16 protein-coding genes and 1 tRNA gene are annotated in these 14,379 nt (G+C 71.6%); 2 read left to right on the top strand and 15 right to left on the bottom strand.

The genetic code is table 11. The annotated features are described in order from the left end of the window. Positions 1-609: 609 nt before the first annotated feature. The 11 genes from D5H75_RS20750 to D5H75_RS20800 form a co-directional block, all read right to left on the bottom strand. Positions 610-1,119: a hypothetical protein gene (locus D5H75_RS20750; RefSeq protein WP_242454401.1), complete on the bottom strand. Its 510-nt coding sequence runs from the start codon at positions 1,117-1,119 to the stop codon at positions 610-612. Beyond that, positions 1,116-1,595, bottom strand: a complete 480-nt coding sequence (locus D5H75_RS20755; protein WP_119928174.1) for a hypothetical protein — start codon at positions 1,593-1,595, stop codon at positions 1,116-1,118. The genes D5H75_RS20750 and D5H75_RS20755 overlap by 4 nt, the downstream gene beginning before the upstream one ends. A 47-nt stretch (positions 1,596-1,642) precedes the next feature. Beyond that, a complete protein-coding gene (locus D5H75_RS20760) occupies positions 1,643-2,644 on the bottom strand; it encodes an ABC transporter ATP-binding protein (protein ID WP_119928175.1) in 1,002 nt (333 codons plus the stop codon). Between the two features lie 344 nt (positions 2,645-2,988). After that, positions 2,989-3,381 carry a 50S ribosomal protein L7/L12 gene (gene rplL, locus D5H75_RS20765; protein WP_119928176.1) on the bottom strand — a complete coding sequence of 131 codons (393 nt, stop codon included), beginning with the start codon at positions 3,379-3,381 and terminating at the stop codon, positions 2,989-2,991. Positions 3,382-3,448: 67 nt separating this feature from the next. Continuing rightward, positions 3,449-4,039: a 50S ribosomal protein L10 gene (rplJ, locus tag D5H75_RS20770; protein ID WP_119928177.1), complete on the bottom strand. Its 591-nt coding sequence runs from the start codon at positions 4,037-4,039 to the stop codon at positions 3,449-3,451. Positions 4,040-4,677: 638 nt separating this feature from the next. Further along, positions 4,678-5,577 carry an SCO4651 family lipoprotein gene (locus D5H75_RS20775; RefSeq protein WP_147425227.1) on the bottom strand — a complete coding sequence of 300 codons (900 nt, stop codon included), beginning with the start codon at positions 5,575-5,577 and terminating at the stop codon, positions 4,678-4,680. Positions 5,578-5,769: 192 nt separating this feature from the next. Beyond that, positions 5,770-6,486, bottom strand: coding sequence for a 50S ribosomal protein L1 (rplA, locus tag D5H75_RS20780; protein ID WP_202638354.1), 717 nt, complete (start codon positions 6,484-6,486; stop codon positions 5,770-5,772). Positions 6,487-6,552: 66 nt separating this feature from the next. Next, entirely contained in the window at positions 6,553-6,984 is a 432-nt protein-coding gene (gene rplK / locus D5H75_RS20785; RefSeq protein WP_119928180.1) for a 50S ribosomal protein L11, read from the bottom strand. Between the two features lie 148 nt (positions 6,985-7,132). After that, positions 7,133-7,945, bottom strand: coding sequence for a transcription termination/antitermination protein NusG (nusG, locus tag D5H75_RS20790; RefSeq protein ID WP_119928181.1), 813 nt, complete (start codon positions 7,943-7,945; stop codon positions 7,133-7,135). A gap of 74 nt (positions 7,946-8,019) precedes the next feature. Beyond that, entirely contained in the window at positions 8,020-8,271 is a 252-nt protein-coding gene (gene secE / locus D5H75_RS20795; RefSeq protein WP_119928182.1) for a preprotein translocase subunit SecE, read from the bottom strand. A 127-nt stretch (positions 8,272-8,398) separates the two neighbouring features. Next, positions 8,399-8,471: transfer RNA gene (locus tag D5H75_RS20800), tRNA-Trp, on the bottom strand. 191 nt (positions 8,472-8,662) lie between these two features. On the opposite strand from D5H75_RS20800, the gene D5H75_RS20805 reads away from it, so the two are divergent. Further along, on the top strand, positions 8,663-9,868 hold the full coding sequence (locus D5H75_RS20805; protein WP_119928183.1) for a pyridoxal phosphate-dependent aminotransferase: 1,206 nt from the start codon (positions 8,663-8,665) through the stop codon (positions 9,866-9,868). Between the two features lie 131 nt (positions 9,869-9,999). Here the strand turns inward: D5H75_RS20805 and D5H75_RS20810 are convergent, their stop codons facing one another. The 4 genes from D5H75_RS20810 to D5H75_RS20825 all read right to left on the bottom strand — a co-directional run bounded on the left by D5H75_RS20810 (position 10,000) and on the right by D5H75_RS20825 (position 13,145). Continuing rightward, entirely contained in the window at positions 10,000-11,106 is a 1,107-nt protein-coding gene (locus tag D5H75_RS20810) for a hypothetical protein (protein WP_119928184.1), read from the bottom strand. Beyond that, complete coding sequence (locus tag D5H75_RS20815) at positions 11,090-11,617, bottom strand: SigE family RNA polymerase sigma factor (protein WP_119928185.1); 528 nt, start codon at positions 11,615-11,617, stop codon at positions 11,090-11,092. The genes D5H75_RS20810 and D5H75_RS20815 overlap by 17 nt, the downstream gene beginning before the upstream one ends. Before the next feature lie 224 nt (positions 11,618-11,841). Then, entirely contained in the window at positions 11,842-12,639 is a 798-nt protein-coding gene (locus D5H75_RS20820; protein ID WP_119928186.1) for a hypothetical protein, read from the bottom strand. Further along, on the bottom strand, positions 12,636-13,145 hold the full coding sequence (locus D5H75_RS20825; protein ID WP_119928187.1) for a SigE family RNA polymerase sigma factor: 510 nt from the start codon (positions 13,143-13,145) through the stop codon (positions 12,636-12,638). The genes D5H75_RS20820 and D5H75_RS20825 overlap by 4 nt, the downstream gene beginning before the upstream one ends. A gap of 72 nt (positions 13,146-13,217) precedes the next feature. Between D5H75_RS20825 and D5H75_RS20830 the strand changes: the two genes are divergently transcribed. Next, positions 13,218-14,237, top strand: coding sequence for an adenosine deaminase (locus D5H75_RS20830; RefSeq protein WP_119928431.1), 1,020 nt, complete (start codon positions 13,218-13,220; stop codon positions 14,235-14,237). The last annotated feature ends 142 nt before the right edge of the window (positions 14,238-14,379 follow it).

The following is a 14,379-nucleotide window of genomic DNA, read 5'->3' on the forward strand; positions in this document are numbered from 1 at the left end:
TACGGCGGAGGCGTTGCGCGAGGCTGCCAACAGATGTCCTTCCGAGGGCTCGCGGCGGACTGACTACACGCACGCCAGATGGCTCCCGCCACCCGCGGTGAATCGCAGCAGGTCAGAGGTGACAATCCACAGCAAGCACACACGGGCGATCATGAGCCATCAAAGGGCAGCGCAAAGGGGCAGTGTAGCCGAAGGGCATACTGCTGTCCAGTCCACTCTCGCTATGCGCTCCACGTTGCCCGCAGCATCGCTCGTCCGCGCGGAAACGTCAAGCCCGAGAAGCGACATTTCGGCCAACTGATAGCCAACACGCTGGGAACATGAGTCACGGGGCCGCCCACGGGCCGCCCGGGTGGTTGCGCTGCCAAGATCCCGTACGGCTCGCGCGCGGCGCCGCGGGGGATCCTCGCGTTGCCGGCGATCGACGTTGACATGGCCAGAAGTTCCCCGCGCACAGAGCTTTCAATCCTCTTACTTTGCCAACAATTTCATAACGCGACGCACCGTCGGCCCCGTGCGTCCCGTCCGTCCCACCTGGCCGGCTCACTCCGGATCGGACGTTCCCGCAGGTCACGAGGGCCCTGCCGGAGCGCTGCCGTACGGCGGGCGTCACCTCGGCGGGGAGCCGAGGAGGGGGTTCATGTCGGCGACGCGCCAGCGGCCGTCGCGCTCGACCATCACCAGCCGGGCCCGCGCCTGGACGAGCCGCCGGCCGTCGTCGCCGGTCAGCGTCATCTGGTTCACGAAGAGCAGGATCTCGACCCTCCCCGGCTCGGCCCGGGACACCGCTCCCCCGGCCACCACGGTCTGCACGCTCACGCGCTCGCGCCGGGCCTCGGGGACCGTCGCGGCGGCGAGCTTGCGGTAATGTCCCGTGAGCGGGCCGGTGGTGTGGGACTGCGCGCGGGCGAAGTCCTGTTCCACCGTACGATGATCAAAGGACAACAGGTCCGGCGCGACGGCGCGGGCGGCGGCGAGCGCCTCGTCGGCGGACCTGCGTCCGGCCTCCAGATCCCGGAGGCTCCCCCACAACACGGCGGCCACCACGGCGAGGGCGGCGGCGGCGACGGCGGGCAGCGCAACCAGCCGGCGCACGCGCACCTCGGCCGGCCTGGTCACGGGACCGGCTCGATCTTCGCGACCAGCCAGCGTCCCGAGACCCGGGCGAGGTCGATCTTCCAGCGGTGGAACTCCTCGCGGGGGCCCGCCGCCGACGTGGTGGTCACGCCGTCGGCGGCGGCGAGCACCCGGGCGCGGTCCCCCTCCAGGGACACGAGCCCGCAGGCGCGGACCGCGCCGATGCGGACGCTGCGCTCCCGCGTGACGCGTTCCCTGACCGTCGCCGCGTTGCGGGCGTACTCCTCCCGGGCCGCGCCCGTGGATCCCGACAGGATCCGCCCGAGGTCCCGGTCCACCGTGCGGTGGTCCACCGACAGCAGCTCCACCACGTGCCCGCGGGCCGCCGCGATCGCGGCCTCACCGTCGGCGCGGGCCTCGCGGAGTTCCAGGACGCGCAGCCCGAGGAGCACGATCGCCGCGGCGAGCCCGGCGATGACCACCGCGCCCGTCGCCAGGATCGCGACCCGCAGCCTCACCGGGCCTCACCCGCCGCCGGGAGGGCTCGTGGCACGGGCCGCCGCGCTCACCCCCGGGACCGGCCCGAGGCCATGAGCAGCTTGGGGTACTCCTCCACCCAGTCGCGGCCCTCGTCGTCCACGAACGAGCCGGGGGGCGCGGTGACGCCGTGACGCGCCAGCCACTCCCCCGGGGGCCGCATGGTCGGGCGGAGACGGCCGTCGGAGGGCAGGAGCTGCGGCGGGATCGGCGGCAGCCGGCCGGGGTCCTGGCCCATCGAGGCCTCGGCCTCCAGCTCGGAGACGTCCTTCTCCTCGGACATGCCGATCGGGCCGTGCCTGCGGGCGTTCAGGAACTGCCGGACCACCGGCTCGTCGCTGGACAGCAGCATCTCGCGGGGGCCGAACATGACGAGCTCGCGGCGGTAGAGCATGCCGATGTCGTCGGGCACCGTGCGCGCGGTGTTGATGTCGTGGGTGACGATGAGGAACGTCGCCTGGGTCTCGGCGTTGAGGTCCACGATGAGCTGGTTCAGGTTGGCGGTGCGGACCGGATCGAGGCCGGAGTCCGGCTCGTCGAACAGGATGATCTCCGGGTCCAGCACGAGGGCGCGGGCGAGGCCGGCGCGCTTGCGCATGCCGCCGGAGATCTCGCCGGGCAGCTTGGCCCCGGCGTCGCCCAGGCCGACCAGCTCCATCTTCTCCATGACGATGTCGCGGATCTCGCGCTCGCTCTTCCTGGTGTGCTCCCGCAGCGGGAACGCGACGTTGTCGTACAGCGACAGCGACCCGAACAGGGCCCCGTCCTGGAAGAGCACGCCGAACAGCCGGCGCAGCTCGTAGAGCTTGTTCTCGCTGCAGTTGGCGAGGTCGTGCCCGTCGATCCAGATGTGGCCGCGCTCGGGGCGCAGCAGCCCGACGAGCGACTTGAGGAAGACGGACTTGCCGGTGCCGGAGGGGCCGAGGAGCACGGAGATCTTGCCCTCGGGCAGCGTCAGCGTGACGTCCTCCCAGATGACCTGCTTGCCGAAGGCCTTCGTCAACCCTTCGACGGCGATCTCAACGCCCAACTCGTCACCTTCCGCTGCGCCGGAGGAAGAGCCACCGGAGGGTCGAGCCACACGCGCCGCCGTACGGCGAGGCGCGATCTTAGCTCCCGGGTGCCACCACGGTAGCCACGAAATCGGGCCGCGGTAGAGATTCCCGGAGGACATTGTTACCGCTCGGTTATAAGACGCGAAGTCCAAAGAGCGGGCCTCCCGTCACCCTCGTCCGGTACGGCGTCCCGCCCGCCGCCGACGCGGGGCGCCCCGCCGCACGGCGATGGCCCACCGCACGCAAGCCGAAGGGGCGGCCACCCGAAACGGGTGACCGCCCCCAGGCGGATCGGCCGGATCCGAAGAGACGCGTCAGGTCACTTGACGGTGACGGTGGCGCCGGCGCCCTCGAGGGCGGCCTTGGCCTTGTCGGCCGTCTCCTTGTTGACCTTCTCCAGCAGCGGCTTCGGCGCGCCGTCGACCAGGTCCTTGGCCTCCTTGAGGCCGAGGCTCGTCAGGGCGCGAACCTCCTTGATGACCTGGATCTTCTTGTCGCCGGCGGCCTCGAGGATGACGTCGAACTCGTCCTTCTCCTCCTCGCCACCAGCGGCCTCGCCCGCGCCACCGGCGGCGGGAGCGGCGGCCACGGCGACCGGGGCGGCGGCCTTGACGTCGAAGGTCTCCTCGAAGAGCTTCACGAACTCGGAGAGCTCAAGAAGGGTCATCTCCTTGAACGCGTCGAGCAGCTCGTCGGTGCTGAGCTTCGCCATGATGGTTCCTCCGTTAAGGGGTCTTGCTACTGCCTGCAATGGGGACCGCGGGGACCGGCCTTACGGCTCAGCCCTCAGATGCGTTCTCCTCCGCGCCTGCCTCCGCGGGAGCCTCGGCCTCGGCGGCCGGGGCCGTCTCGCCGCCCTCGGCGCGCTTGGCGCGCAGAGCGTCGGCGAGCTGAGCCATGTTGGTGGGCAGCGCGTTGAACACGGCGGCGGCGTGAGCCATCTTCGCCGTCATCGCGCCGGCCAGCTTCGCGAGGAGGACCTCGCGCGACTCAAGGTCGGCAAGCTTGGTGATCTCGGCCGGGGTCATCGTCTTGCCGTCGACGACACCACCCTTGATCACCAGGAGGGGGTTGGCCTTGGCGAAGTCACGCAGACCCTTGGCGGCCTCGACCACGTCGCCCTTGACGAACGCGATCGCCGACGGGCCCTGGAGCATGGAGTCCAGCTCCGAGACCCCGGCCTCGTTGGCCGCGATCTTGGTCAGCGTGTTCTTCACCACGGCGAACTTCGCATTCTCACCGAGAGAAACGCGCAGCTCCTTGAGCTGAGCGACGGTGAGCCCGCGGTACTCGGTCAGCACGGCGCTGTGAGAGCTCTCGAACTCGCTCTTGAGCTCGGCGACCGCCGCAACCTTGTCCGCCCTCGCCATGGGCCTCCTTCCAGATGTGCCACCGGCGAGGGCCCGGGAAAAACGGAAAGCCCCGGCGCGGGCGCACGGGGCTCATCAGACACGCAGCGCTCCCCCGGGGAGGGAGACGCACGCATATGGGAAGCTCACATCACACCTGCGCTGGCCATCCGCGTCACGCGGAACCTTCGGCCGCGGTGCGTTGGGCACACCGCGACGACCGGCGGTCTTCGGCACGAGACAGGTTACGCGCTCCGCACGCGAACCGCCAAATCGCCCCGCCAGGCCCCCTTCCGGTCCCCGCCGTGCCCCCTCCCGGCCCGCGCTCACCGGCCGTCCGCCCCGCCGCCTTTCCGGACCGCCGCCTTTCCGGGACCGCCGCCTTTCCGGACCGCCGCCTTTCCGGACCGCCGCCTTTCCGGACCGCCGCTCCCCGCGGCGCCCGCGTGCCGCCTCCCGTTCGCGGCGTCCCGGCCGCGCGAGCCGTACGGCGGTGCGGGCCGGGACGCCACCCGGGCCCCCTCGGCCGTACGGCTCGCGCCCGGCCCCCGGAGACGGGAAAGGGGCCCCCGGGGCGGCGCGCGGCCGTCCCGGGGCCCCTCAGGGCCTCTCAGAGCCTTTTAGAGCCCTCCCGGCCCTCTCAAGCGCTCAGCGCGGCGTCAGCTCGCGTGGGGCTCGATGGGACGCTCGGGCATCCGGTCCACCCGGGGCTGGCCGCCCTGCGGCGGGACGGGGTGGACGCGGGGCAGTTCGCCGACCTGGTTCGCCGGAGGGGCGACGACGTTCACGGGCTTGTTGAAGTCGTTGAGCAGCGCCGTGGCGGTCATCGTGCCCTCCTGCGCCGTGCCGGTCAGGGTGATCTTCCGGGGCAGGCCCTGGGCGTCCACCCAGACGTCGAACTTGGCGTCCTTGACCTCCTTGAGCGCCCGCTCCAGCTTGGCGCGGACCCGCTCGTCCACCTGCGGCAGGGCCGAGGGGACGTCGATGGTGCCGGCGTAGTGGGTGGTCTCGACGCCGCCGACGGTCTCCTTGCCGACCTCGCGGGCGTCCTTGGAGGTGGTGATCATCTTGGTGTTCGCGGCCAGGTCGAAGCGCTGGACCTGGGCGATGATGGTGTTCAGGTCGTACCCGGCGCGCTGGGCGGCCTGGGCGAGATCGACGCGCAGCCAGGGCTTCGCGCCGCCGTTGAACATCTTGAGCAGATCGGACTTGACGTAGGCCACGTTGTCACGGACGATCAGCCGCGCCCCGCCGGGCAGGTTGGTGCCGTTCATCGTGACCTGGTTGAGGTTCACGTCGGCGGCGACGGCCGGCTTCTGCTGGTAGAGCACGGTGCCCCGGACGTTGCCCGGGCCGTGCTCCTTGCTCCGCACGTCCACGACCACGCTGGCGCGGTAACTCGTGACCTCGGCGGCCTTGTTCGCGCTGGCCGCGAGCGCCTCCGCCGCCACGAGGCGGGCCTTGCCCAGGTCCGGGCCTGTCGATGTGCCGCCACAACCGGTGAGCGCGAGCGCGAGAGCCGCGCCCGACACGACGAGCACTGGAGTGATTCGGCGCATGGTGAGGATTCCCTCCTGGATGGCCGGCGTTGACATCAACTACGACGATCGAACACCAAGGCACGTTCCCAGGAAAGAACGTCCCAAAATCGAGAAAAGTCCCCGCCCTGGTCAGGGCGGGGACCTTCACGAGATTTTCACATCCGGCGGCGCCGGTACGGCGGGCCGCGCCGGGCGCCGGCCGTACGCGGATCAGGCCTCGTCGATCTCCGCGGTCAGCGCGCGGGTGATGTTCGGGTCCACCGGGATGCCGGGGCCCATCGTCGTGGTGAACGAGACCTTCTTGAGGTAGCGGCCCTTGGCGGCGGACGGCTTGAGACGCAGGATCTCGTCCAGGGCGGCGGCGTAGTTCTCCACGAGCTGGCGCTCGGTGAAGGACGACTTGCCCAGGATCAGGTGCAGGTTCGCGTGCCGGTCGACACGGAACTCGATCTTGCCGCCCTTGATCTCCTCGACGGCCTTGGCGACGTCGGGGGTCACGGTGCCGGACTTGGGGTTCGGCATGAGGCCACGGGGACCGAGCACGCGGCCCAGGCGGCCGACCTTGCCCATGAGGTCCGGGGTGGCGACCACGGCGTCGAAGTCGAGACGGCCCTTGGAGACCTCGTCGATCAGCTCGTCGGCGCCGACGATGTCGGCGCCCGCGGCGCGGGCGGCCTCGGCACGGTCACCGGTCGCGAAGACCAGGACCCGGGCGGTCTTGCCGGTGCCGTGCGGGAGGTTGACGGTGCCGCGGACGATCTGGTCGGCCTTGCGCGGGTCGACGCCGAGCCGCAGGGCGGCCTCGACGGTCGAGTCGAACTTGGTGGTCGCCGTCTCCTTGGCGAGACGGACCGCGTCGAGCGGGCTGTAGAGCTTGCTCTTGTCGATCTTCTCAGCCGCTGCGCGGTGAGCTTTGCTGCGCTTCACTTGCACTCCTGTTGCTGAGTGTCGTGGTGCGGGCCAGCGCCGGCCCATCCCACGGTGGGAAAGTTCCTAGCCCTCGACCGTGACGCCCATCGACCGGGCGGTGCCGGCGATGATCTTCTCGGCCGCCTCGACGTCGTTGGCGTTGAGGTCCTTGAGCTTGGTCTCGGCGATCTCGCGGAGCTGAGCCTTGGTGATCTTGCCGACCTTGTTGCGGTGCGGCTCACCGGAGCCCTTGTCCAGACCGGCGGCCTTCTTGATCAGCTCAGGCGCCGGGGGCGTCTTCGTGACGAAGGTGAACGACCGGTCCTCGTAGATCGTGATCTCGACGGGGATGATGTTGCCCCGCTGGGCCTCCGTGGCAGCGTTGTACTGCTTGCAGAAGTCCATGATGTTGACGCCGTGGGGACCGAGGGCGGTGCCGACGGGCGGGGCGGGAGTGGCCTGACCGGCCGGAAGCTGCACCTTGACGAGCGCAGCGACTTTACGCTTTGGAGGCATTTGTCCTTCTCCGGGTCCTGTTTTCCTTCAACCCTCGCCGCCCGCGCCCGGACTGCTCCGGTACGCGGGTGCGAGGACGTCTTGAAATATACGCGGCCGTCGAAGATGCGGCGGCCATCGGCCGGGGCCGCACGCGGCGGCCGTACGGTCAGAGCTTGGAGACCTGGTTGAACGAGAGCTCGACCGGGGTCTCGCGGCCGAAGATCGACACGAGCACCTTGAGCTTCTGGGACTCGGCGTTGATCTCGCTGACCGTGGCGGGCAGCGTGGCGAACGGGCCGTCCATGACCGTGACGGACTCGCCGACCTCGAAGTCCACGGTGGCGCGCTGCACCTGGGGCGCGGCGCCGGCCTTGGCCTCCTCGGGCTCGGGCGCGAGCAGCTTAGCGACCTCTTCCAGGCTCAGCGGGCTGGGCCGGTTGGACAGGCCCACGAAGCCGGTGACGCCCGGGGTGTTGCGGACGGCGGCCCAGGACTCGTCGGTCAGGTCCATGCGGACCAGCACGTAGCCGGGGAGCACGCGCTCCTTGACCTGCTGGCGCTTGCCGCCCTTGACCTCGGTCACCTGGTGGGTCGGCACCTCGACCTGGAAGATGTAGTCCTCCATGTTGAGGGACTGGGTCCGGCTCTCGATGTTGGACTTCACGCGGTTCTCGTAGCCGGCGTAGGAGTGGATGACGTACCACTCGCCGGGCATCATGCGGAGCTGGCGCTTGAATTCCTCGACCGGGTCGACCTCGAAGGCCGCGACCGCGTCGGCGGGCTCGCCCTCGGCGTCCTCACCGGCGTCCTCGGCCTCGTCGCCCTCTTCGTCCACGCCTTCGACCGCGGCGCCTTCGACCTCGTCGGCGTCGCCGGCATCGGTGTCGAGCTCGTCGAGCTCGGCCTCGGTGGCGTCGCCCGCTGCGACCGCCTCCTCCGGCGCGGATTCCTCGCCGGCGGGCAGTGGGGTCTCGGACACGATGATTCGTTCTCTCTCGTCGACGGCGGTTGGCTTGCTGTTCGGGGGATTTTCGAAGGCGTGCGGTGCCGCGATCAGCCCGAGCCGAACACCTTCAGGATGCCCTGGGAGAACAGGAAGTCCAGGCCGGACACCAGGCCCACCATGATGAGCACGAAGATCAGGGCGACCGTGGTGTAGGTGACGAGCTCCTTGCGCGTGGGCCAGATGACCTTGCGCAGCTCGGCGACGACCTGCCGGTAGAAGGTGGCGGGGGAGGTCCGCTTCTTCTTCGGGGTCGGCTGCTCCGGCCTGTCGGCGGTCGCCCCGCGAGTCTGGGTCGCCATGTCCTCACCTGATCCGGGTCGTGTCCGTCGCCTCTGAGGCGCGCGCTTGTCGTGGGCCCCGAGACCCGTTCGGGCCTCGATCTCCCGGTATACGGCACGCAAATGGGGGTGCGCGGACCGCACTTCGCAGGGCAGGAGGGACTCGAACCCCCAACCGCCGGTTTTGGAGACCGGTGCTCTACCAATTGAGCCACTGCCCTAAGCCATGATTCAGGCACGCTTGCGCCGTGAACCACTCGGTGAAGTGTACGTGCAGCGAGCCCGTTCGTCGAACCGGGCGGCGCCGCCGTACCTTCAGATCAACATCGTAGCCGCCCCGCGGGGCGCGCGGGCCCGTCCATATGCTGGATATTCCCCGTGTCCGCCGCACAGCCTCTGGAACGATAGGACCATGCCGCAACCCCGCATCTCCGCACGCATCTCCGCGATCTCCGAGTCGGCCACCCTCGCCGTGGACGCCAAGGCCAAGGCCATGAAGGCCGAGGGCCGCCCGGTCATCGGCTTCGGCGCCGGCGAGCCCGACTTCCCGACGCCCGACTACATCGTCGAGGCCGCGATCGAGGCCGCCAGGAACCCGCGGTTCCACAAGTACACCCCGGCCGGCGGCCTGCCCGAGCTGAAGCAGGCGATCGCGGACAAGACCCTCCGCGACTCCGGCTACTCGGTCGGGGCCTCGGAGGTGCTGGTCACGAACGGCGGCAAGCAGGCGGTCTACGAGGCGTTCGCGACGCTGCTCGACCCGGGCGACGAGGTCCTGGTGCCCGCGCCGTACTGGACCACCTACCCCGAGTCGATCAAGCTCGCGGGCGGCGTGCAGGTGGACGTCGTCGCCGACGAGACCACCGGCTACCTCGTGACCGTGGACCAGCTCGAGGCCGCGCGCACCGAGCGCACCAAGGTGCTGCTGTTCGTCTCGCCGTCGAACCCGACCGGCGCGGTCTACTCCCCCGAGCAGGTCGCCGAGATCGGCGCGTGGGCCGCCTCGCACGGCCTGTGGGTCGTCACCGACGAGATCTACGAGCACCTGGTGTACGGCGACGCGACGTTCACCTCGATCGCGACCGCCGTTCCTGAGCTCGCGGACAAGGTCGTCATCCTCAACGGCGTGGCCAAGACCTACGCCATGACCGGCTGGCGGGTGGGCTGGCTGATCGGCCCGTCCGACGTGGTCAAGGCCGCCACCAACCTCCAGTCGCACGCCACCTCCAACGTCTCCAACGTCGCCCAGGCGGCGGCGCTGGCGGCGGTCTCCGGCGACCTGTCGGCCGTGGCCACGATGCGCGAGGCGTTCGACCGCCGCCGCCAGACCATGGTCCGCATGCTCAACGAGATCCCCGGCGTGTTCTGCCCCGAGCCGCACGGCGCGTTCTACGCGTACCCGACGGTCAAGGACATCCTGGGCAAGGAGATCCGGGGCCGCCGGCCGCGGACCTCCGCCGAGCTGGCCGAGCTGATCCTCGATGAGGCCGAGGTCGCCCTCGTCCCCGGCGAGGCGTTCGGCACCCCCGGCTACTTCCGCCTCAGCTACGCCCTCGGCGACGCCGACCTCGCGGAAGGCGTCGGCCGCGTGGCCAAGCTCCTCGCCGAGGCGCGCTGACCGCTCACGCCGTACGGCTCCCGCGGCACAGCGCACACGAACGGCCGAACGGCCCCTCCGGCTTCCGGAGGGGCCGTTCCGGTTCACGCCGCCGCCGCGCCGGCGGGCACCGCCGGCGCGGCGGATCGGGGTCACGGCCGGCGGACGGACGCGGCGACCTTCAGGAGTTCGGCGTCGGAGCGGTATCCGCGCGCGCGGACCTGGATTCCCACGCCGGGTTCCGGGATCCAGGTCAGGATCCGCGTCCGCCCCGGTTCCCCGGACAGGACGCCGTCCTCGCCGCCCACCCGGGCGCGCACCGGTCGCCCGGTCCCCGGCGCGGACTCGGCGTGCAGCCGCGCCTCGTCCCACGAGCGCGGCACCTTCATCACGTACACGGTCAGCCGCGGGCCGCGCTCGGACCAGTCTTCCTGCGGGGAGTACCAGCGGGCCTCCACCGCCTTGACGCCGACGCGCCCTCCCGCCTCCGGGGAGCCGTCGAGCGGGCCCCGCTGGAGACCCGGCGGGATGTGGGCGACCTCGAAGTCGTCCACCAGGGCGTCCCCCGGCCCCATCCCGGAGCGCGCGCCCTTTTCCGAGGGGTCGTCCGAGGTGGTGGGGTAGTAGGTGAGGCTCCGGGCGATCTTCAGCAGTTCCCCGGCTGACGCGGGTGTCATCGCCACGTGGAGCGCCACGCCGGGCCGGACGAGCCACAGCATCTGCGTCCCGTCGGGCTTGCGGAGCGCGGGGCCCGCGGGCAGGGGCACGCGTTCCCAGGAGGAGACGCCGTCGAACGGAGGCAGCCTCTTCAGGTCCTCGGGACCGGCCAGGGGCGCTCGGAGGATACTCAGGGTGAGGCGGCCACCACCGGGCATGGTCCAGGTGCCTTCGACGCTCGTCCACGCATCGCTCAGGCTGGTGACGCTCCCCTCGTAGACCGCGCCTGCGGGGAGGTAGGCGGCGTCGATCGCGCCGCCCTCGCCCAGCACGACGCCCTTGCCGGTCCCCGCCCTGGCGCCGGGGTCTCCGGGAGGGGAGACCACGTTGTGCGCGGGCGGCTCCGGCGCGGCGGCCTGGTACGCGGGGTACGCGGCGACCGCCACGGCGGCGGCGAGCAGGGCGGCGGCCGTACGGCGGCGGCGGCGGGTGCGCCGGGTGTGGGCCGTGCGCACGCGGTCCACCAGGTCGGCGCCGACGCGCAGGCCGTGCGTGTCGGCGCGCATGGCCCGGCGCAGTTCGTCCTCAAGCTCCAGCGCCATGGGACACCTCCCTCAGGTCCGTTCCGTGGGGCTCGATCAGGGTGCGGAGGCGGGCCAGGGCGCGGGACGCCTGGCTCTTGACGGTGCCGACCGTGACGCCGAGCGCCTCGGCCGTCTGGGCCTCGGTGAGGTCCTCGAAGTAGCGGAGGACGAGCACCGCGCGCTGTTTCGGGGTGAGCGCCCGCAGGGCGCGCATGAGCTCGTCGCGCAGTTCCAGGGAGGGCGCTCCGTCGTACGCCGGCCGGTCAGGTGGCGTCGCCGTGGGCAGGATCCGCAGGATGGCCCTGCGGCGGGCGCGGCTGATCGCGGTGTTGACCACGATGCGGCGGACGTAGGGCTCGGGGTCGGCCCCGGATTCGATGCGGGCCCAGGAGCGGTAGGCCCGCTCCAGGGCGGTCTGGAGCACGTCCTCGGCCTCGTCCCGGGAGCCGCAGGTCAGGTACGCCGTGCGCAGGAGGGCGGTCCCCCGTGAGGCGACGAACTCCGCGAAGGAGTCCTCATCCCGTTTCATGCCCTTTCATACGCCTGAAGGCGGGCGAGGGTTGGCGTCGCCCGCCAAGTCGTTCGCCAAGCCGTTCGCCGGGTCTTCCGCCAAGTCGCCCGCCGAATCGCCCGCCACGTCGTTCGCCGGGTGGTTCGCCGGGTCGCGCGAAAGAGACGATCCCGTACGGCGAAGCCGCCCGCGTCCTCGGGGAGCGGGCGGCTTCGCCGTACAGGATCTCTACTTCGTGGGGTCTACTTCGTCTCGATGGACTCGGCCACCGCGCGGACCTCGGACTCGGCCACGTCGTGGGAGAGGATCTCGATGCCGTAGCCGGGCTGGGTCCAGGCCAGGACGGGCTGGCCCTTCTCCATCAGCAGGCCCATCGCCTCGCCGGTGCGGACCTGGAAGGCCTCGTGCCCGTTGATCCGGATGGGCTTGGCCCCCTGCTCCCGGTAACCGGCCAGGCGCGCGGCCAGATCGCCGACCGCGGCGCCCCGGTAGACGATCACCTGGACCCACTTCTCGCCGTCCACGCCCCACATCCGGGAGTAGGTGGAGGGGGCGCTGCCGAAGGTGTTCTCCAGGGTCTGGCCGTTCCACTTCAGGCCCCCGGGGATGTGGCCGATCGCGATCCCGCCGTACTCCCGCCCGTCCCCCGCGGGCGCCGGCGTGGCCTCCGGCTCGGCGGTGGCGGTCACCTCGAAGGGGCCGGTCTCGGGCGAGAACGTCGCGGTGCTCTCGTCCCGCTTCCCGTCCGGGGCGGACACCCCGGGGCTCGGGAGCGCCGGCTCCACGCCCCCGGGGGTGGGCAGGGCCGGATCGGGCGACCCCCCGCCGCTCAGCACGGGGGCCTGCGGCGGGGCCGTGAGCGCCTGGTACGCCGGGAACGCCCCGGCGATCACCGCCGTGGCCGCCGCCACCGCCGCCACGCCGTACCAGGTCCTGCGGCGCGCCCGGCGCCGCCGTACGGCCTGCGCCAGCCCCGCCGGGGGCCGCACCTCCGCCACCCGCTCGTCGATCGCCTTCCTCAGCGTCTCCTCGACGTTCATCCGGTCACCTCCGCGAACACACTCGGGTCCAGGTACGTGCGCAGCCGGGCCAGCCCCCGTGAGGCCTGGCTCTTCACGCTGCCGGTCGAGCAGCGCAGGGCCGCCGCCGTCTCCGCCTCCGACAGGTCGAGCCAGTACCGCAGCACCAGCACGGCCCGCTGCCGCGGCGGCAGCTTGAGCAACTCGGCGACCAGCACGCTGCGCAGGTGCACCGAGTGGTCCTCGGGCACCGGGGTGTCCGGCGGCGCCGCGACGTTCACCTCGCGCAGCAGGCGGCGGCGCCGGGCGCGGCTGATCGCGGCGTTGACCAGCACACGCCGGGCGTACGGCTCTGGATCGTCGGCGCTGACGCGGTCCCAGTGCCGGTACAGCTTCTCCAGGGCACCCTGGAGCAGATCCTCGGCGTCGTGGTGCGATCCGCCGCAGACGAGGTACGCGATGCGCATGAGCGAGGTGCTCCGCGCGGCGACGAACTCGTCAAAGGATCTTTCGTAGCTTTCACGCATTCCGGACTCCCTTCACCCCCCACTCACGCTCGGGACGCCCGGAAGGTTGAGCGTTTGCGGCACCCTATGGTCATGTCGCGTCCGCTCGCCGCTTTACCGAAGGCCCACCTCCATCTGCACTTCACCGGTTCCATGCGCCACTCCACCCTGGTCGAGCTGGCCAAGGTCCACGGCGTGCACCTGCCCGACGCCCTCGAACAACACTGGCCGCCGAGGCTGCGGGCCACCGACGAGCGCGGCTGGTTCCGGTTCCAGCGCCTCTACGACATCGCGCGCTCGGTGCTGCGCACGCCCGACGACGTACGGCGGCTGCTGCGCGAGGCGGCCGAGGACGAGGCGGCCGAGGGGTCGCGCTGGCTGGAGATCCAGGTGGACCCTTCGGGATACGCCGGCCGGTTCGGCGGGCTGACCGAGACCCTGGAGATGGTGCTGCGGGCGGCCTCGGACGCCGCCGGCGCGGCCGGGATCGGCATCGGGGTGATCGTGGCCGCCAACCGCACGAAGCACCCGCTTGACGCCAAGACGCTCGCCCGCCTGGCCGCGCAGTACGCCGGGGACGGGGTGGTCGGCTTCGGCCTGTCCAACGACGAGCGCCGGGGCCGGGCCCGCGACTTCGAGGGGGCGTTCCGCATCGCCCGCCGCGCCGGCCTGCTGAGCGTGCCCCACGGCGGCGAGCTGTCCGGCCCGGTCAGCGTCCGCGAGTGCGTGGACGACCTGGACGCCGACCGCGTCGGCCACGGCGTCCGCTCCGCCGAGGACCCGCGCCTCATGGAGCGCCTGGCCGACCGTCAGATCACCTGCGAGGTCTGCCCCACCTCCAACGTCGCCCTCGGCGTCGCCCCCACCCCCGGCGACGTCCCCCTCCGCGCCCTCTTCGACGCGGGGGTCCCCATCGCCCTCGGCGCCGACGACCCCCTCCTCTTCGGATCCCGCCTCCTCTCCCAGTACGAACTGGCCCGCGTCGCCTACGGCTTCACCGACGCCGAACTGGCCGAGCTGGCCCGCATGTCCATCCGCGCCTCCACCGCCCCCGAGGCGACGAAGAAGGAGCTCCTGCAAGCGGTGGACGCCTGGCTCACCACCCCCGCCTGACCCTCCTCGGCCCCCGTGATCTCGCGATGCCGCGCCCCCGCCGGCACCGCCCGGGCCCTCGGCCACGGCCGGGGAAGGCGCGGGATCGCCAGATCACGGAAGAGGGAGGACGACGCCCCGGCGGGCCGGGGTCATCGGTGGG

The organism is Bailinhaonella thermotolerans (assembly GCF_003594875.1).
In the GTDB taxonomy this organism is placed as follows: Bacteria; Actinomycetota; Actinomycetes; order Streptosporangiales; family Streptosporangiaceae; genus Bailinhaonella; species Bailinhaonella thermotolerans.